The organism is Allobosea sp. GW823-FHT01F03 (assembly GCF_058798075.1).
Genome location: NZ_CM179505.1, coordinates 3,632,344 through 3,650,740, shown reverse-complemented (window position 1 = coordinate 3,650,740; position 18,397 = coordinate 3,632,344). Strand labels below are relative to the sequence as shown.

16 protein-coding genes and 1 pseudogene are annotated in these 18,397 nt (G+C 64.6%); 2 read left to right on the top strand and 15 right to left on the bottom strand.

From position 1 onward, the window contains the following. Positions 1-2: 2 nt before the first annotated feature. The 9 genes from AC3RCC_RS17515 to AC3RCC_RS17475 form a co-directional block, all read right to left on the bottom strand. Positions 3-581: a TRAP transporter small permease gene (locus tag AC3RCC_RS17515; RefSeq protein ID WP_492256062.1), complete on the bottom strand. Its 579-nt coding sequence runs from the start codon at positions 579-581 to the stop codon at positions 3-5. Positions 582-701: 120 nt separating this feature from the next. After that, entirely contained in the window at positions 702-1,712 is a 1,011-nt protein-coding gene (locus tag AC3RCC_RS17510) for a TRAP transporter substrate-binding protein (protein WP_492256061.1), read from the bottom strand. A gap of 245 nt (positions 1,713-1,957) precedes the next feature. Continuing rightward, on the bottom strand, positions 1,958-2,602 hold the full coding sequence (locus AC3RCC_RS17505; RefSeq protein ID WP_291640427.1) for a 3-hydroxyacyl-CoA dehydrogenase family protein: 645 nt from the start codon (positions 2,600-2,602) through the stop codon (positions 1,958-1,960). 4 nt (positions 2,603-2,606) lie between these two features. After that, on the bottom strand, positions 2,607-3,488 hold the full coding sequence (locus AC3RCC_RS17500) for a 3-hydroxyacyl-CoA dehydrogenase family protein (protein WP_291650595.1): 882 nt from the start codon (positions 3,486-3,488) through the stop codon (positions 2,607-2,609). Next, entirely contained in the window at positions 3,485-4,651 is a 1,167-nt protein-coding gene (locus AC3RCC_RS17495) for an acyl-CoA dehydrogenase family protein (protein WP_492256060.1), read from the bottom strand. The genes AC3RCC_RS17500 and AC3RCC_RS17495 overlap by 4 nt, the downstream gene beginning before the upstream one ends. Positions 4,652-4,752: 101 nt before the next feature. Beyond that, a complete protein-coding gene (locus AC3RCC_RS17490; protein WP_291650591.1) occupies positions 4,753-5,520 on the bottom strand; it encodes an enoyl-CoA hydratase/isomerase family protein in 768 nt (255 codons plus the stop codon). After that, positions 5,517-7,139, bottom strand: a complete 1,623-nt coding sequence (locus tag AC3RCC_RS17485; RefSeq protein ID WP_492256059.1) for a class I adenylate-forming enzyme family protein — start codon at positions 7,137-7,139, stop codon at positions 5,517-5,519. Before AC3RCC_RS17485 ends, AC3RCC_RS17490 begins: the two co-directional genes overlap by 4 nt. A 5-nt stretch (positions 7,140-7,144) precedes the next feature. Continuing rightward, the gene (locus tag AC3RCC_RS17480) at positions 7,145-7,924 is read right to left on the bottom strand and encodes an enoyl-CoA hydratase-related protein (protein ID WP_291640419.1); all 780 of its coding nucleotides are present in this window, start codon (positions 7,922-7,924) and stop codon (positions 7,145-7,147) included. 11 nt (positions 7,925-7,935) lie between these two features. Continuing rightward, positions 7,936-9,198, bottom strand: coding sequence for a CaiB/BaiF CoA transferase family protein (locus AC3RCC_RS17475; protein WP_492256058.1), 1,263 nt, complete (start codon positions 9,196-9,198; stop codon positions 7,936-7,938). 182 nt (positions 9,199-9,380) lie between these two features. On the opposite strand from AC3RCC_RS17475, the gene AC3RCC_RS17470 reads away from it, so the two are divergent. Beyond that, positions 9,381-11,033, top strand: coding sequence for a sigma-54 interaction domain-containing protein (locus tag AC3RCC_RS17470; RefSeq protein ID WP_492256057.1), 1,653 nt, complete (start codon positions 9,381-9,383; stop codon positions 11,031-11,033). Between the two features lie 67 nt (positions 11,034-11,100). On the opposite strand, the pseudogene AC3RCC_RS17465 reads toward AC3RCC_RS17470, so the two are convergent. Beyond that, positions 11,101-11,511 (bottom strand): annotated as a pseudogene (locus AC3RCC_RS17465) (IS3 family transposase); the annotation flags it as partial. Positions 11,512-11,828: 317 nt separating this feature from the next. On the opposite strand from AC3RCC_RS17465, the gene AC3RCC_RS17460 reads away from it, so the two are divergent. Further along, positions 11,829-12,512 (top strand): Crp/Fnr family transcriptional regulator, encoded by a 684-nt coding sequence (locus AC3RCC_RS17460; RefSeq protein WP_291640411.1) that lies wholly within the window; start codon positions 11,829-11,831, stop codon positions 12,510-12,512. Positions 12,513-12,536: 24 nt separating this feature from the next. Here the strand turns inward: AC3RCC_RS17460 and AC3RCC_RS17455 are convergent, their stop codons facing one another. The 5 genes from AC3RCC_RS17455 to AC3RCC_RS17435 form a co-directional block, all read right to left on the bottom strand. Then, positions 12,537-14,276, bottom strand: coding sequence for a cache domain-containing protein (locus tag AC3RCC_RS17455; protein ID WP_492256056.1), 1,740 nt, complete (start codon positions 14,274-14,276; stop codon positions 12,537-12,539). A gap of 31 nt (positions 14,277-14,307) precedes the next feature. Continuing rightward, positions 14,308-15,252, bottom strand: coding sequence for an ABC transporter substrate-binding protein (locus AC3RCC_RS17450; RefSeq protein ID WP_492258797.1), 945 nt, complete (start codon positions 15,250-15,252; stop codon positions 14,308-14,310). A gap of 383 nt (positions 15,253-15,635) precedes the next feature. Next, entirely contained in the window at positions 15,636-16,478 is an 843-nt protein-coding gene (locus AC3RCC_RS17445; RefSeq protein ID WP_492256055.1) for a class I SAM-dependent methyltransferase, read from the bottom strand. A gap of 86 nt (positions 16,479-16,564) precedes the next feature. After that, positions 16,565-16,930, bottom strand: coding sequence for a DUF1127 domain-containing protein (locus tag AC3RCC_RS17440; RefSeq protein ID WP_492256054.1), 366 nt, complete (start codon positions 16,928-16,930; stop codon positions 16,565-16,567). Positions 16,931-17,283: 353 nt separating this feature from the next. Further along, positions 17,284-18,390, bottom strand: a complete 1,107-nt coding sequence (locus AC3RCC_RS17435) for a phosphatase PAP2 family protein (protein ID WP_492256053.1) — start codon at positions 18,388-18,390, stop codon at positions 17,284-17,286. Between the last annotated feature and the right edge of the window lie 7 nt (positions 18,391-18,397).

Below are 18,397 nucleotides of genomic sequence, written 5' to 3'. Positions count from 1 at the left end.
GACTAGCTCCCAGCTCTTTGCGGTGTGCCCGGGTGCCGGTCGTTGCCTTCTGCCGGTACGGAATGCAGTGTCTCGATCTCCTCGCTCTCCCTGACCAGGCCAAGCCGGTCGTCGGGGATCGCACCGCTCAGGGTCCAGTAGAGATCGGTCGCCAGCACGAGGCCGGTGGTTACGCCGAAGACGACGCCGGAGCTGTAGAAGTAGCCGAGCGACAGGCCCGATGCCGGCGCGACGACGTCCCAGTTGATCAGGACCTCTTTCCAGCTCCCGATCGTGATCAGATAGGTGATGTAGAGCATGGCGAGCTGGGTGAAGGCGACGCATGCGCGCTTCGCGGTCGGCGGCAGCCGCTTCACCAGCATGTCGACGCCGAGATGGCCGTGCTCGCGCATCGCGACGCAGGATCCGAGGAAAATCAGCCAGACGAACAGCCAGCGCGACAATTCCTCGGAAACGATGATGCCGGAATTGAACAGGTAACGAAGTGCTACGTTTCCGAAAACGAGGATGACCATCCCGAGCAGAAACAGCGCAATCAGGCACTTCAGGAAATAGAAGTAAGCGTCAATCAGTCTACTCATGGGTGACCCTCTCGGTCCCGCTGCGCGAGCGACAAGGCGCAAAAGCCCGCCGCTTCCTGCACCTCGTCGCCCTCGACGAAGTGCAGGAACGGTTGGACAACCTGTCGAAAACGCCGCGGCTTACAGCTTCTGGATACGCTCGAGCTCCGCCTTGAAGAGCTTCACGGTCTCCGCGTCGTACTGGGTCATGAACTTCTCGGTGATCGGCTTGCTGATCTCGCGCATCTTGTCCTTCTCGGACTGCGCGACGTCGTCGATCTGCATGCCCGCAGCCTTCAGATCGTCGAGCCCCTTGGCGAGCTGCTCGCGGCTGATCTTGCGCTGATAGGCAATCGCCTCCGTCATCGCTTCCGAGATGATCTTCTGCTCGGTAGCAGAGAGCTTGTCCCAGAATTTCTTGCTCATCAGGATGATGTTGTTGCCGTAGACGTGACCGGTCAGGCTGAGATACTTCTGTACCTCGTAGAACTTGGTCGTGACGATGTTCGGCAGCGGGTTCTCCTGCGCATCGACTGCCTTGGTCTCGAGCGCCGTGTAGAGCTCGCCGAAGCCGAGCGGCACCGGGTTGGTCTTGAAGGCCCGGAAGGTGTCGATGAAGACCGGGTTGAGCTGGACGCGGATCTTCAGGCCGTCGAGGTCGGCGAGCCCCTTCACCGGGCGCTTGCTGTTCGTCACATGGCGGAAGCCGTTCTCGAAATAGCCCAGGCCGACGATGCCCTTGGCGGGCAGGGTCTTGAGCAGGCTCTGGCCGAACGGACCGTCGAGAAGCGCATCGGCCTGCGGCAGGGTGCTGACGATGTAGGGGAAGTCGAGAAGCCCGAATTCCTTCACGGCGCCGACGAGCTGCGGCGAACCGGGCGCCGCCATCTCCTGCGTCCCGGCGATGAGGGCCGACTGCTGCTGGTTCTCATTGCCGAGCTGCGCGGCGGGGAATTCGCGGACCTTGAGCTTGCCACCCGACTTCGCCGCGACGATCTCGGCGAACTTGCGGACGCCATGGCCGACCGGCGACTCGGCGTTGACGAAATAGCCGAATTTGATCGTCCGATCCTGGATGTCCTGTGCAAGGGCGGGTGCCGCCGTCAGGGCGGCAAGCAGAGGAACAGTGAAGAGGAAATCGCGGCGTTTCATAGAATACTCCCATGCCGAGTTATTGTGCTTGAACCCGCCGGTGAATCGGACTTCACCGGCGCTCAGGTATGGCAAGGTGCATGCCAGCGCCCTGCAAAGCCCTTTTCAGGGAAGCTCCCTGCTGCCGGCGCCGTCGCGGGGGCGCCGGGCGGGCCAAGAATGATCGCGAGAACGACACGGCCCGGGATGTGACCGCGGCGCAGACACCGGCCTGCGCCGCGCCTGTCCTTCCCGGACAAGCGCGTTCAAGCGTTCGAAGCCGGACCCCGGCGCCGTGCCGCCACCGTGGCCCGGCGCGCCGGCGCATAGCCCTGGCTTCCATAGATCTCGAAAAGAGCCTTGCTGATGTCGTAATGCTCCGCCAGCCCGCCACGCACGACGCGTTCGATCGGCCCGTCGCGATAGCCCAGGCCGAGCCGACAGGTCAGGTCCATGTCCTGCTGCGTCGCCAGCCCCTCGTCGAGGAACCTCAGGGCGGCGTTGTATTTCGGGCGGACGAGGCGGTCGATGATCCGGCCGGCCTGATCGTCGCAGATCGCGACCTGCAGTCCGGCGCTCTCGAACACCGCCCTGGCCGCGGCGATCGCAGTTTCCGGTGTCGCCTTCTGACGGACGATCTCGACCAGATCGGAGGGCGTGTCCGCCCCGTTGCGGTAGCGGCAGAAGCCGAGGATATTGCTGCCTTCGCCGCCCAGCGTCTCGCCGGTGTGGACGCCGAGGCATTCCTCGCCGAGTTCGAGCAGGATCGCAGCCCTGGCATCATCGGCGCGGAGCGGCGTGCCCAGATGGATCATCACCTCGGCGGCTTCGGGCGCCACGGCGTTGGCCAGGAAGGCATCGCCTGCCGGGAAGGACCGGCTCTCGCCGGCCTGCTGGATTGCATAGCGCATCGGTTCAGGCTCCAAACATCGCGTTGCCGTCATAGGTGAAGAAGCCGCGGCCGGCCTTGCGTCCCAGGAGCCCGGCCGAGGTCATGCGCCGCAGCAGCGGCGGAGCGGCGGCGCGCTGATCGAGCGTGATCGGATAGAAGGCCTCCGAGAGCCGGACCTGGGTGTCGAGCCCAATCAGGTCGATCAGTTCCAGAGGCCCCATGCGGTAGCCGAGACCGGCCTTGATGGCGCGGTCGATATCGGCCGGCGAGGCCACGCCGGCCTCGACGGCCCGGATCGCATCGTTGTTGAAGGGCACAAGCAGCGCGTTGAGGATGAAGCCCGGCTTGTCCTGCGTTTTCACCGGGATCTGGCCACAGCGCTCGGTGAAGTCCCAGGCGGCCTGCATGGTCTCGTCCGAGGTCAGGATGCCCGGCGACATCTCGATCAGCTTCATCAGCTGCGCCGGCAGGCAGAAATGCATGCCGACGACCTTGTCGGGGCGCTTGCAGCCGGAGGCGATCTCGGTGATCGACAGGGTCGAGGTGTTCGAGGCGAAGATCGTTTGCGGCGGGCAGATCGTGTCCAGATCGCCAAGCAGCTCCTGCTTGACGCTCAGCGCCTCGAAGACCGCCTCGATCACGAGGTCGCAGGCGCCGAGATCGGCGAGCTCCGTGCTCGACTGCATGCTGGCGAGAATGACGTCGCGCTCCTCTGCCGAGAGTTTCTGCCTTTCGACGGATTTGGCGAAGAACGCCTCGGTCTGCTTGCGGGCGCGGGCCAGCGCCTCGGCCGAGCGGTCGAAGGAAATCGTCCTGTAGCCGGCGCGGGCGGCGACGATCGCGATGCCTGCGCCCATGGTGCCGCCGGCACCGCAGACGCCGACAGTTCGAATGGTTCCGGTCATGTCCTGGCAAAGCTCCTGCCGATGAGTTGGCGATGGATCTGGTTCGTGCCTTCCCAGATCTGGGTGATCTTGGCGTCGCGCATCAGCCGTTCGGCGCGATACCCCTGGCAGTAGCCGTAGCCGCCATGCAACTGGACGCATTCGGTGGCGATCCGCATGGCGAGATCGGAAGCGCGCATCTTGGCCATCGAGGCCTCGACGCCGAATTCGGTCTCACCCTCGTCGACCAGCGCGCCGAGATGGTCGAGCCAGTGCTCGGCCATGGCGAGATCGGTGGCGAGATCGGCCAGCGTGAACTGGTTGCCCTGGAACTCGACGAGGCGCTTGCCGAACTGGCGCCGCTGATTGGCGTAATCCGTCATGTCGCTGAAGGCCGCATGAGCGATTCCGAGCGCGTGCGCGGCGATGCTGGGGCGCGACTTGTTGAGCGAGGCCAGGAGGATCGGCAGACCGTCTCCGGGCTCGCCGAGGAGATTGGCGCGCGGCACATGGCAGCCGCGGAAGGCGATCTCGGCCGTCGACGAGGCGCGATGGCCCATCTTGTCCTCGAGACGCAGGATCTCGAAGCCCGGAGTGCCCTTTTCGAGAACGAGCGCCGAGATCGCCTTGCGGGGGTCCTCGATCTCGCTCCATTTGCCGAAGAGCAGGATGAGGTCGGCGACATCACCGTTGGTGATGAAGATCTTGCCGCCATCGACAACGATGTCGCCGCCATCGGGGCGAAACCGCGTCTGCATGCCGGTGGCATCGGACCCGGCCTCGGGTTCGGTGATCGCCAGGGCGCCGAGGCTCCCTTGCGCGATCCGCGGCAGAAAGCGTGATTTCTGCGCCTCGCTGCCATGGTCGACCACCGGCCCCATGCCGTGGAAGCTGGTCGCATAGGTGATCCCGGTCGCGGCACAGGCCTCGGAGATCAGCCGGACCACGGCGAGATAGAGCCTGTAGGAGCCGCCAGTCCCGCCATAGCGTTCCGGAACAAAGAGAGCGTTGAGCCCGAGCCGGTCGAGGGCCTCGATACTCGCCCAGGGAAAAGCCGCCTCGCGGTCGCATTTCGCTGCATTCGGCGCGATCGCCTCCGCGCAAAGCCGCGCGACCTGGTCGAGAAGGAGCCTCTCCTCCTCGCTCCAGCGGCGACGTCGCTCCAGCTGGCGAAAGACGTTCATCGGCTGCGCGTTCCTGACTGCGTGATCCGGCGCGTGGTGGCGGCGCGCGGCCGGGCAGGTGCGCCCGGCCGCCTGTGTCGGAGAGACTTCCGACCGGTGAGCTAGGCGTCCCTGAATGCGGGTTTCCGCTTTTCGGAGAAGGCGGCCATGCCTTCCTCGGCATCCTGCGTCCGGTAGGCGAGCGTCGACAGGTCAGCCTCGACCTTCAGACCCTCGCAGATCGGCAGGTCGAGGGCGCGCTGGACTGCCTCGCGGGCGAAGCCGAGCGCCGGCAGGCCGTAGCCGGTGAATTCGGCCGCCATGGCGAGCGCGCTGTCGAGGATCGGAGCCTCGACCAGTCGGTTCACAAGGCCGATCGTCTGGGCCTCCTCCGCCCCGATGCTGCGCCCGGTCATGATCAGGTCGAGGGCGCGGGCCTGGCCGATCAGGCGCGGCAGGCGCTGCGTCCCGCCATAACCGGGGACGAGGCCGAGCTTGATCTCCGGCAGCCCCATCTTGGCGCTGCGCAGCGCGACGCGGAAGGTGCAGGCCATCGCCAGTTCGAGCCCGCCGCCGAAGGCATAGCCGTTGATCGCGGCGATCGAGGCTACCGGCAGCGTGTCGAGCTTGGCGAAAACGCGTTGCCCGAGTTCGGCACCACGCTTCTGGGCAACCAGGTCGCGGCCGCGCAGCTCCTTGATGTCGGCGCCGGCGCAGAAGGCCTTTTCGCCCGCGCCGGTGATTATCAGCGCCCGTACCGGCATGCCGGCGACCTTGTCGAGCGCGGCACCGATCTCTTCGAGAATGGCGAAGGAGAGCGCGTTCAGCGCTTCCGGCCGCGACAGCATGAGGATCGCGACATCGCCCTGCTGCGAGAGTTGAACGCTCATGCCAGCCTCTTTTCGCGAGCCTGGTAGCGCACGGCGACCGGCGTCAGTGCCCCCTGCTTCACCATGTCGATCAGCGTGCGTTTCAGGATCTTGCCGCTGGCCGTCAGCGGTAGGGTTTCGACACGCACGAAGAACTCCGGCATGTCGTATTTCGAGAGGCCTTCGCCGGCGAGATGCAGCAGCAGATCCTCCGGCTCGGCCTCGCCGATGATGGCGATGCAGGCGCGCTCTCCGAGGCGCATGTCGGGCACCGGGAAGCAGGCGGCCTTGGCGACCTGGGCATGCCGCAGCGCCAGCGCCTCGATCTGGGCCGGGTAGATATTGTGGCCGCCGCGGATGATCAGATCCTTGAGGCGCCCCTCGATCCGCAGGTTGCCCTTGGCGTCCATCACGCCGAGATCGCCGGACATGAACCAGCCATCACTGTTGAAGCTGGCTTCGGTCGCGCTCTGGTTGTCGAAATAGCCGAGCATCAGGGCCGCGCCCTTGCCGCCGATATGGCCGATCTCGCCGGCTGCGACCGGACGGTCCTGGTCGGCGGGGTCGAAGAGCTTGACCTGATAGGCCCGGCCGCCGCGGCCGCAGCTCGAAACCACCGTTTCGGCGTCGTCGAGCAGATGCGTGTACTGGTGCGACGAATTTTCCGTCATGCCGTAGACGTTCTGCGGGCGGATACCCTGCGCGACGAAGGCGGCCGCGACACTGGGCGGGATCGGCGCGCCTGCCATGTAGAAGACCTGTAGATCGCCCAGTCGCGGCAGGCCCTTCAGCTTCTGCTCGGCAAGGATATCCATGGCGTGCGTAGGCACGCCCATGACATAGGTCGCGCCGGTCTCGATGATCCAGTCGAGCCGCGACATGCCGGCTGGCGGGTCGTCGGTGACCAGCCGGCAGCCGGAGACCAGCCATTGCCCGACGGCGACCCAGGCGATGTGGTGCGACAGCGGCGAGAGCGTCAGCAGCACGGTACTCGGCCCGTGCCCCCAGTCGCGCACCATGTCGCGGGCATTGGCGAGCAGCGAGTTGTCGGAATGCATCACGCATTTCGGCGCCCCGGTCGTGCCGGAGGTGAAAGCGAGATAGACGACCTTGTCCGGGTCCGCGCAGGGGGGCTGCATATACGGGGCCGGCGCCGGGAAGCTGTCCGGTGTGTAGACGACCTTGAGAGAAGGGATCGCGGCCAGCGTCGCATCGAAATCGGCTTCGTCGCGATTGGCGCCCCAGCCCGGTTCGGTGACGAGGCAGCGTGCCGACAGCCGGTCGAGCAGGCCACCGACCTCCTCGCAGGTATAGGTGCGATGGAGCGAGGGGTTGCAGGCGAAGCCTTCGCGCGAGCAGGCGAGGAAGGTGACGATCGCCTCGATCCGGTTCGAAGCCCAGATCGAAACGCGGTCGCCTGCCACCAGCCCATAGGCGCGCAGATCCCCCGCGACGCCGTCGACCCAGCGGCAGAGCGCCGACCAGCTCAGTTGCTGACGGCCGTCGCGGATCGCGATCGCGTCCGGCCGGGCGGCGGCATGGCGCGCCAACAGCCCATAGAAGGTGTCCTCCTGCCAGAGGTCCTCAGCATAGAAGCGCCGGGTGTTGAGCGGCTGATGAAGGGTGAGGAACGGGGCCATCGCGCTTACTTCCCGAACTTGGCCGGATCGGGTTTGCGCCGCTCGGCAAAGGAACTCGAGAGTTCCTTGCTCTCCTCGCTCGTCAGATAGGAGCGCAGCAGCAGATCATGCGCCACGCGCGCCAGGCCTGCGACGCCGCCATGGCGCGCATGGAACGCCCCCTTGATCGCGGCGAGCGCGAACGGCCCGCGATCCGCGATTTCGAGAGCCATTGCGCGCGTTGCCGCGGCGAGCTGGTCGTCAGGAACGACCTGGTTGATCATCCCGAGCGCCAGTGCTTCCTGCGCCGAGATCTTGGGATTGCGGAACCAGATCTCCTTGGCCTTCTTCTTGCCGACCAGGTCCTCCAGATACCAGGTGCCGTAGCCGGCATCGAAGGACCCCATCATCGGGCCGACCTGGCGGAACACCGCGCTCTCCTTGGCGATGGTGATGTCGCAGACCACCTGCAGCACGTTGCCGCCGCCGACGGCATAGCCGTTGACGCTGGCGATCACCGGCTTCTGCAGCTTGTCGATCGCATCGTACATTTCCAGCGTCGGCAGCGTGCCGGCATAGAGCGTGGAATCCTCCATGCCGTCCTTGCGTCCGCCAATGCAGAAAAACTTGTCGCCCGCGCCCGTGATGACGACCACGCGGGTGCGCGTTTCGCGCCGGATCTGTTCGATGCAGTCGCGGATCTCGTGGCACATCGTCGCGTTGAACATGTTGCCGTCGTCCGGGCGGTTCAGCGTGATGGTGCCGACCGGGCCGTCTTCAGCGTACAGAATCGTCTCGTAGTTCATCGCTCTCTCCTTCAGAGGACACCGGCGGCCGCGAGCGCCCGAATCCTGTCGTCGTTGTAGCCAAGCAACCCGTCGAGAATCTCGCGCGTATGTTCGCCGAGGGCTGGTGGCGCACTGCGCGGAACATTGCCGGAGCCGTCGAGGCGGATGCCGGTTCCGACCTGGGGAACGAGCCCACCCTCGGCTTCGATGGCATAGATCATGCCGCGGCGCCGCATTTCGGGATCGGCGGCGACCTCGTCGACCCGGTTGATCGGGCCGGACGGGATGCGGGCTGCACGAAGCACCGCGAGCCAGTAGCTGCGGGGATGCGCGATCAGGGCTGCCTGGATCCGCGCCACGATTTCGCTTCGGTGTACCCGGCGATCGGCATTCGAAGCATAGGCCGGATCCTCGGCGACCGCCGGCTCACCGACTGCCTGCCAGAACCGACGCCAGATCGCATCATTGCCGAGGCCCAGGGTGATCGGCTCGTCTGCCGTCTCGAAGGTCTGGTAGATGGCGATGACGCTGTCCTTCCCACCGGAGCGACGCGGCACCTCGCCGGAGCCGAGATAGGGCACGATCCGGCAGGTCAGGAACCGCGTCATCGAGTCAACCAGCGCGATGTCGATGACGCGCCCCTTACCGGTGCGGGCGCGTGCCAGCAGCGCCGACACGGTGGCGAAGGCGGCATCCTGCCCGGCGAGCATGTCCGCGGCCGGGGTGCCGATCTTCTGGGCCTCGCCGCCGGCTTCGCCGGTCAGGTCCATCACGCCGGAATAGCCTTCGGCGATCAGATCATAGCAGGTCCAGTCGGCCCGTTCGCCGGCGAGGCCGAACCCGGTGATCGAGACATAGACCAGGTCCGGCCGGATCTGCTGCAGAGAGGCGGCATCGAGCCCGAGCTTACTGGCGACGCGCGGCGGCTGGTTGACGACCACGACATCGCTCTGCCGCACGAGGTCGTGCAGCACCGCGCGGCCCTCGGGCGAGGAATGGTCGAAGCTCAGGCTCTTCTTGTTGCGGTTGACGCTCAGGAACCAGAGCGACTCGCCGTTCAGGAAGGGGGGGCCCCAGGCGCGCGCATCGTCACCCAGGCCGGGGCGCTCGAGCTTCATCACCTCGGCGCCCATATCGGCGAGCAGCATCGTCGCGAAGGGGCCGGCGACGGAGGTGGTGAGATCGAGGATTCTTATGCCCTCGAGCAGATCGAAGCCCTTGCCGGTCGCTAGGCGCGGCAGCGTATCGAGGGGTGAGCTTCCGGCGTTGTGTTTTTGATGCGCATTCGTCATGAGCTGTTCCGAATTCATATTCGGAGGGACGGCAAACTCTGTGCCACCCCGACGGGGCGACTGACGGCGCGTGAACGCCCGGATTTTCGCCCCTGCCTTCAGGGGCGGTGTCTTCCCTGGCAACAGCGCGGCGATGGGCGTGTCGTCCTCGACTGCACCGGGATTGTGACGAAGGAACGGGAATGGCGAGTGCGGGCGGTACGGTCGAGGGAATCGTCGTCGTGGATCGACACGGTACCATTCAGTTTGCGCAGGGGCTGGGCGAAGACCTCCGCGTCAAGAGCCTGGCCGGCCATGCCGATTGGATGGCGGAAATCCGGGTCCGGCGCCTTCAGCCCTTCACCATCGACCGGCGTTCCTATGTCGTGCTGCAGACGCCGGTGGCCGTTGGCGACCTGCTGCTGTTCAGCCGGGCGTCAAGCCAGGCGGTGCTCGACTTCATCGGCTCGGTCGATTTCGCCTACGACATCCTCGGCCACCTGCTGACCGACCCTTTCGATGCGATGACCATCGTCGACGCCGCCGCGCGGGTGGTCTACATCTCGCCGGTGCATGAGGGCTTCTTCGGCCTCTCGCATGGTGAGGCCAATGGCCGGCCGGTCAAGGACGTCATCGAGAACACCCGGCTCGATCGCGTCGTCGCGACCGGCAAGGCGGAGGTCGGCGAGATTCAGAGCATGCGCGGCGCCGAGCGCGTGGTCACGCGCACGCCGATCAAGCGCGGCGACGAGGTCATTGGGGCGGTCGGTCGCGTCATGTTCAAGGGCCCCGAGCAAGTCGAGACTCTTAGCCGGCGCATCAATATGCTCGAGCGCGAGGTCGAATTCTACAAGCGCGAGGCCGCCGCGATCCGCAACCGCAGCTACGGGCTCGACATGCTGATCGGCGATAGCGCGCCGATGCGGCGCCTGCGCGACGAGATCATCAAGGTCGCGCCGCTGGAGATCCCGGTCCTGATCCGTGGCGAGAGCGGTACGGGCAAGGAGCTGGTCGCGCAGGCCCTGCACCGCCTGAGCGCCAGGCGCGATTCCGCGATCGTCATGGTCAACGCGGCCGCACTGCCCGCGACGCTGGTCGAATCCGAGCTGTTCGGCTACGAGCCTGGCGCCTTCACCGGCGCCGACAAGAAGGGCCGCAAGGGCAAGTTCGAACAGGCCGCCGGCGGGACGATCTTTCTCGACGAGATCGGCGACATGCCGATGGAAGTCCAGGCCAAGCTGCTGCGCGTCCTGCAGGATCGCATCGTCGAGCGGATCGGCAGCGACCGGCCTCAGCATGTCGATTTCAGGCTCGTCACCGCCACCAATCACGACCTTCAGGAATTGGTGACCGCGGGCCGGTTCCGTCTCGATCTATTTTACCGCATTTCCGCCATCACGATCGAAATCCCGCCGCTGCGGAGCCGGGTCGACGACATCCCCGATCTCGTGGCGCATTTCATCAGGGAAGTCGCGGACCGCCATCGCCAGCCGGCTCCGGAAGTCACCGACAGTGCTCTGTCCTATCTGATGGAGCAGCCCTGGCCCGGCAATGTCCGGCAGTTGCGGCATGAGGTCGAACGGGCCTTCGTCTTCGCCGAGAATGGCCGCATTACTGACGAAACATTCGCACCTGTGGGCGGTACTCGAACGTCCTCGACTGCTCCCCGCATGGCAGCCCCGAACATGGCGGTCTATGGCGACAAGGCAGCGACCCTTAAAGCATCTGTCGGACAGGTCGAAATTGAGCTTGTTCGGGCGGCGTTGACGCGTAACCAAGGTAACAAGAAACGTACGGCCCAAGAGCTGGGGATATCGCGTTCTTATCTGTACAAGCTAGTTGAGGAGAGCGATTAGCGCCGCGCTTTCTATGCCCGGTCGTCGTGACGTACTCTGGCCTGCTGCCGGTTCTGTGAACGGTCGGTTAAGCTAACCCGACCTTCTTTTCGAACTCGACCGGGCTGATGTAGCCGATGGTCGAGTGCCTGCGAACGGCATTGTAGAAGCGCTCGATGTAATCGAACACGTCGGCACGAGCATCGTCGCATGTCCGGTAAACCCTGCCTCTGATCCGCTCGGTCTTCAGAGACGAGAAGAAGCTCTCCATCGCGGCATTGTCCCAGACATTGCCAGAGCGGCTCATCAAGCAGGTGACGCCGTTGTCGGTCATGAGCTTTTGGAACGGCTCGCTGGCATACTGACTGCCCTGGTCCGAATGCTGCAGCAGGGCATCAGGCTTTCCCCGACGCCAGATCGCCATCATCAGCGCATCGGTCACGAGCCCGGCTGTCATTTCGGCCTTCATCGACCAGCCCACCACATGACGGGAGAAGCCTCCAACAATTGGCGAGATCGCGTTGTTGGCGCCCGCGCCCGTCATGGGGGAGGCTTCCAGGCTACGCGAGTCATGTGCACTGGAAGCGGGCATGTCTTTACATGGTCTCGCGTAGCGGCTCGAGAGCTGATGGTCGCAGGAGTATGTTGTGGCCGACCGAGCCATTCGGCATGGTCTATTCTGTTTGCGCTCGGCCGCTTGTGGTCGCAAACAGATGAGATGGCCTGCCGCCTTGGCTTCTGCTCCGTGCCAGCCTTTTGGTCGATGTGCTGGAGCGCGAAAGCTGCCGTCGTTCGGTCCAAATCCAGGGGGCTCCGATGAGCGATGCCTCTCATCGCGCCGTCAGTATTCTGAGTGCGAATCCGTTCTTTGCGGGATTCGAAGGTGACGCGCTCGAGAAGATCGCGGCAGTCTGCAGGCAACGGCATCTGGCCGCGCGGGAGGTCCTGTTTCTCAAGGGCGCTCCGGGTGACGGGCTTTATGCCATTCGACGGGGGCTGATCCGTATCGGGACAGTGGATGATCTCGGCCAGCAGATGACGATCAACCTCCTGGGCGGCGGCGATGTATTCGGTGAAATCACCTTGCTCGACGGCCAATCCCGCACTGCTGATGCCGTAGCGATGGAAGACACCGCCATGTTCTTCCTGCCGAGGCAGGATTTCATGAGCCTGCTCAATCGCGAACCGCCCATCGCGCTGCAGTTGATTGGCCTCCTCTGCGCTCGGTTGCGCGATGTCATCGGCCGGCTGGAAGAGACGACATTCCTGCCCTCCGCAATCCGGCTTGCGCGACGTATCCTGGTGCTCGCCGCCGACTACGGCACGGATGTCCGTGCTTCGCAGGAAGAACTGGCATCCCTCACCGGCGTGACACGCGAAACGGTCAACCGCCACCTCCAATCCTGGAAGCGCACCGGCGTCATTTCGTTGGGACGAGGGCGGTTACTGATCCAGGATATCGAGGACCTGCGACGCTTGGCCAAGATCGATGCGGCCTAGCGGCGATGGCAAGTATTCGAGCGCCTATCGGGCTGTCGTTTCGCCCGCTGCGAAAACCCGAACGGGCTGGTCGAAGCCCTTCAGCACGCGCTCATCCAGTTCAACGAGAAGCACGCGCTCACCGACAGCATGAGCGGCGACGGTATCGATCAGGATTTCGGCATCGCCCGCGCTGGCGCACAGGCGCGCAGCGAGATTCACAACGTTTCCAACGGCGGTGTATTCGAGTCGGCCTTCGGAACCAATACGCCCCACCGTCGCAAGTCCCATCGCGAGCCCGACCCCAAAGCCGAGACGGTGATCCAGCGCCAGTCGATCGCACAAAAGGGATTGCACCGTCTTCTGCATGTCCCGCGCCATGTTGATGGCGCACAAAGCCGGGTCCGGGCGGGGGACCGGGGCATTGATCAGGACCATCATTCCGTCACCCGAAAAATGCGTCAGCGTGGCTCCGTGTTCGATCACCACCCTGTCCAATGCATCGTAGTACTCGCTGAGGAAGGGCATCACGATTTCAGGCTCGGCACGGGCCGAAAAGGCGGTGAAGCCCCGGAGGTCGCCGAAAACGACGACGACCTCGATGCGTCGGCCGTCAAGCACGCTCTCGTCACCTGATCGGTCGACCAGTTCGGCGACCTGCGGCGCGAGGAACCGCTTGAGCCGGCTGATCCGTTCCGAGCGCTCCTGCGATAGCGCCAGATCGCCCGCCATTTCGTTGAAACGTGTCGCGAGCCGCTCGAACTCATCGCCGGAGGCGATATCGATCCGGTGGTCGAACTGGCCGGCACCGATCCGCGCGACGCCGCCTTCCAGAAGCCGGATGGGCTCAATCATGCGCTGTGTGAGCCAGTACGCTAGGGCTGCTGCGAGGCCGGAGCCGACGACCAGGAAGGCGCCTGTCCGCCATAGGGCCGCATAGATCGGCGCAAAGGCCTCAGCGACCGGCTGCTTGACGACGACGCTCCAGTCGAGGCCGGGTATCGGCGCCATGGCGGCCAGAACCGTATGGCCGCCGATATCAGGTCCTGATGTCGCCTGGTCGCTCTGGGCAGCAATGCTCGCTCTGAGTGCCTGAAGCGGCTGGATTGCAGCCTCGTCGGCCCGCAGAACCAGGCTGATATCGGGATGAGCGATGAGGCGCCCCGGCTGGTCGAGGACGAACGCGCCCCCGGTTCGACCGATCCGGATCGCCGAGATGACGTCCCAAATCAGTTTGAGATTGACCTCGGCGACCGCCACGCCGACTGCCGAACGTGTCCCGGCTACGGCAATGGTCATGAAGGGCTCGGAGCCGGCATGGAAGGTTACAGGACCGTACCAGGCGCCGCCGGGGCGGACTTTCCTGAGTGCCGGACTGACCGAGTGGTCCGCGCCGGTTTCGACCTTGTTGAGCCCCAGGCGCGAAACGAACACACGCTCCCGCCCGGTGGCATCGACAAGGGTCAGGCTGACCACGGCGGGAACCTGACGTAACAGGCGAAAGGCGTCGAGCCTGCGTCTTTCGTCGGTGTCGTCTGACCATGGCAGCTGAACCGTCCACGCCAACTGATCACGAATTCCGTCCAGGAAGTCCTGAATCTTCGCAGCGGAGGATCGGGCTTCCGCGTTGAGAAGCTCGTTCAGCCTGGCCTTCTGGTCGTGATGGCCAAACCAGGCTTCGCTACCGCCGGCGACGAGAAGCGGTACGACGACTGCCGCGAACAGCGCGACGAAGTATTTCGCGAAGAGCGAATTCCGTGGAGCGGGTGGCGATTGAAACACCATGACAGCTCATGCGCCGGCTTTCCGGCCAGGTTTATTCGATCACCACGTCCGCGCTGCTCAAGATCGAAGGCGGCATGATCAGCCCCAGCTGCTCAGCCGCTTTCAGATTGACGAACAGCTCGACCTTCGTCACCCGCTGGACCGGCAGATCGGAAGGCTTCTCGCCCTTGATGATCCTGCCGGCATAGATCCCGGTATGGCGGTGCGACTGCTGGAAGTCGCCGCCATAGCTCATCAAGCCGCCAGCGTTCGGGAAATCCCGCGCCTGGGTAATGGCGGGCACTTTATGCCGCACGGCAAGCTCGGCGAGGTGCCGACTTCGGTAGGCGAAATAGGGATCGGAGGTGAAGATCAGGCCCGGCAGCCGTATCTGGGATACGGCTGCGAACAGCGCCTCCAATTCCGGCTCGCTGCTGGCCTTGAGAAGATGCAACTCCAGTCCGAGGCTGCCCGCGGCCGCCTGCAGATTTCTCGATTGCGAACCTGAGGTCGGGCTTGCCGGATTGACCGCGACAGCGAAAGTCTTGGCGGTCGGAAACAGCTCGCTCATGAACTCCAGCCGTTTGAGCGAGACTTCGACGCTGAGGCTGCTGACACCGGTGAGATTTCCGCCGGGGCGGGATAGGCTGGCGACCAAGCCCAGCGCAACTGGGTCGCCCCCCAACTCGAAGACGATCGGAATCGTCTTGGTTGCCGATCGAGCGGCGAGCGCGACCTCCGCGCCGCCTGGCGCGACCATGACGGTGACCTGACGATCAGCCAGATCCATCGCGAGTGCCGGCAATCGGCCGTACTGGCCTTCAGCCCAGCGAAAATCGATCGCGACGTTGCGGCCGTCGACATAGCCGGCTTCGGCTAGGCCTTCGGCAAAGGCGGTAAGGCGACTGGCGTAAGGCTCGGGCGATTCCGAGCCGAGATAGCCGATGACCGGCGTGGTTTTCTGCTGCGCGCGGGCCGAGATCGTCGAGGCCGCCATAGCGCCGAACAATGCGATTGTCTCGCGCCGTGTCGCTGGAGCAGCCAGGTGCAAGGAGCAGGGCAAAAACCGCACGGCCGTTCCCCTTCCGACCGAGTTCTGGGCAGGTCGGGAAGCGCCGAACCAGCACTGATGCCCTTATATCATGCCGGACTGGCCATGTCGCGAAAACGGGCGCGCGTAACCTATCTGGTTGGGGCCATGATCATCATGAGGCGCCCCAGTTTCAAAAAACGGCCTCGTCGCTGCGACACACGCGTTATCGCGTGGCGGCAGGAAGAGTATGAGCGGGCGCGGCAACAGGCGTAAGCCTGTTGCCGCGGAAGGATCGTGAGGTTTAGGGGCGGGCCGCCCTAGCACAGGTGTGGACGGGGCGGCTGAACTCAGTTCAGTCTTCGCGTGGCGACGACCTCGAGATAGCTGCTCGGCACAGCCACCGTGGTATCGCCCGATCGGTTGAACTGTGCGACCAGCGCCATCAGGTCACGCGTCAACGCCGCCTTGGCTGGTTGGTCCAACGCTCCAAAGACCTTGAGGACTGGTCCATAGTAGTCGCTGAAGATCTGGAGCCAGTGCTCCGGTGAGCGATAGCGGAAGACGAAGTCGCGCCGCGTCGCCTGGACCGATGCGCCTGCTGAACCGAATAGCTCGGCTAGGCGCTCCTCGGTGCCCCAGAGCGCGGGCGAACGCAGCTCGGGGGCCGGCGGGACATATTGTCCGATCGTCTTGAAGAGATGACCGATAAAGCCGTCCGGCGTCCAGTTGGCCAGGCCGATCTTGCCACCATGCCTGCAGACCCGCAGCAGCTCCGAGGCCGCGCGCTCCTGATCAGGCGTGAACATCACCCCGAAGGTCGACATGACCGCGTCGAACTGGCCATCCGCGAAGGGCAGAGCTTCGGCGTCGGCTTCACGGAAGGAGATGTCCAAATGTTCGGCCGCGGCGCGCTCGCGGCCACGTTCGAGCAAGGCCGCGACATAGTCCGTGCTGGTAACATCGCACCAGCGGCGCGCCGCAGCGAGACTGGCATTGCCGTTTCCGGCGGCGACATCGAGCACGGCTTGGCCGCTGCGCAAATCAAGCGCCTCGCACAGGCGTTCGCCGACGATCTGCAAGGTCGTGCCAACGACGGCATAGTCGCCTGACGACCACGCACCATGCTGGCGGAGTTTGATTGCCTCATGGTCGATCTTCTGAACGGCCTTGCCCTGAAGCGTGGTGGACATTGGACGTGTCTCCTCGTGAGCTTTGCTGGATGGGCCTGGGTGAACGGGGGGCACGGCACCTCGGGACGGCGCCGTGCAGCGCGTGGTCACGGCCGCGGATCGGCGCGCGGCACGATGAACTCGATCTCCGTGCGAGTGATGCCGATATCCTTCAGCATCTTGTCGTCGAGGCGCGACAATGCATTTGCCGCGTGGCGAAGCCGCCCCACGAGGGCGATCCGGCGCAGCCGCTTCGACAGAGCCTCGATCAGCCTGGTCGTCAGAGGGCGCCGGACAGGCTTTTGATCAGGCGAGATGAAGGGGCCATGGACTTCATAGAAGCACCGCTCGCCAACGATCTGCCCGACCGCCATGCGTCCGGCCAGCCGATCGAGCACCGACTTGGTGCGAGGCCGCAGCATGTCGGCCAGATCGTCGATATCGTGAAAAAAGTCGCTCTTGACCGCGTACATTATGCCGCTCCCTTGCTTGTCCGCCGCTTCCTTGGGCGGTGTTGCGGCGTTTTGGCAGCTCGGGAGGCACCGCGTCTGTGAGGTGCCGCACATAGGTGCTTGAGGGTGGCGGCGCGGCCGATGGCGAGCGAAAGCTGTCAGGTGCCGAAGCGCCCGGTGGCTGCGAGATTGTCGCCGCTTCCTCGCAAATCTCATGCTTGAGGATAATCGTGAGGGTCGGAACTTCGCGCGGTCAAAGCACGCTGTGCTCGCCCCACGAGCGGCCGGGAGCGACCACAGAAATTGGGCGATCAATCGCGGCGAAACAGTCTAAGCGAACGCTTTCGCATGGGGCGCGGGCGGGAGGTCCGGCCTCACTGACGCGGCTCCCACTCCCGGCGCGCGAGGGCCAGCCAACCGTCATCATAGATCGGCTGTCCGGCGATCGACAAAGGCCCGCCGGTAGCATCCTTGAGCTGGTTGTCCGGGACGCCGTCGCCGTCGATGTCGGCACCTGCTTGGCCAGCGATCCGTGGGCATTTGAGCATCAGCGGGAACGCGCCTTCGGCCAGACGAAGGCCGCCTTTGGTGTCGCTCGGATAGTGCACTCCGAGGACCTCGCGGAGCTTGGCGATGCGCTCGGCCAGCAGCCAGAACGGACCCGGCTGGCCCTTGGGGTTGCTGGCGTCCGGGGGGCGTGAAACCAGCGCAACCGGAACCACCTGCTCCAGGCATTTCGCAATGAGGAAAGATTGGGTCGCGTGCCCGCTCGGATAGGCTGGATGTCCTGGAGGATCGATCGGAGCGAGCAGGCTCGGATCGAGGCGGACAGGTCGCGGGCGGTTGAACATGTCCTTGTAGTACATGCAAAGGAACTGGCCAAGTCGCAGTGCCGTGGCCGTGAGATAATACGTATAAGGATGCGTTTGAAGGTTGAATTGCAGCAAGGCGCGGAAATATCCGATGATGCCATTGCGTTGAGCTAGCGCTTCGGACATTATGCCAGGTCGGAATTGAGCAAGTCGTCGCAGGTGTTTTAACTCCCTTTGAACGGCCGAGCAGTTGTCACCATCGACATCGAATATAGAACCGATGTCATCCTGCATGTCGTTGGACCGCATGAGCTTGGTCCAGGCCAACTGTCCTGCAGGCGTCTTCAACTTCATGAATTCCGCAAGGACGAGCAAAGAAGCGTTGTCGGGCGTGAAATCGGTCAGGCGCGGCGCGATCGCGTCTGGCGCGATGGGCCAGCAATCGGTCGGCAAACTGGGGGGCCAGGCGTGGCCAAGGCGTGGCGGCCAGCGATGACCGCGATAATCCGTTTCGCCGTCGTCCTTCCTGATTTCCATTTCCGGCGCGACACCGATTGGGCGAAAAACGGAGCCGCGCCCGCCTCCCAGCGCGTCGAAGTTCTCGAAGCCTTCCGCGCCATCGGCTCCGTCAGCCCCGTCGGCGGGACCGAATGCTCCATTGCGCACCATTTCCCCC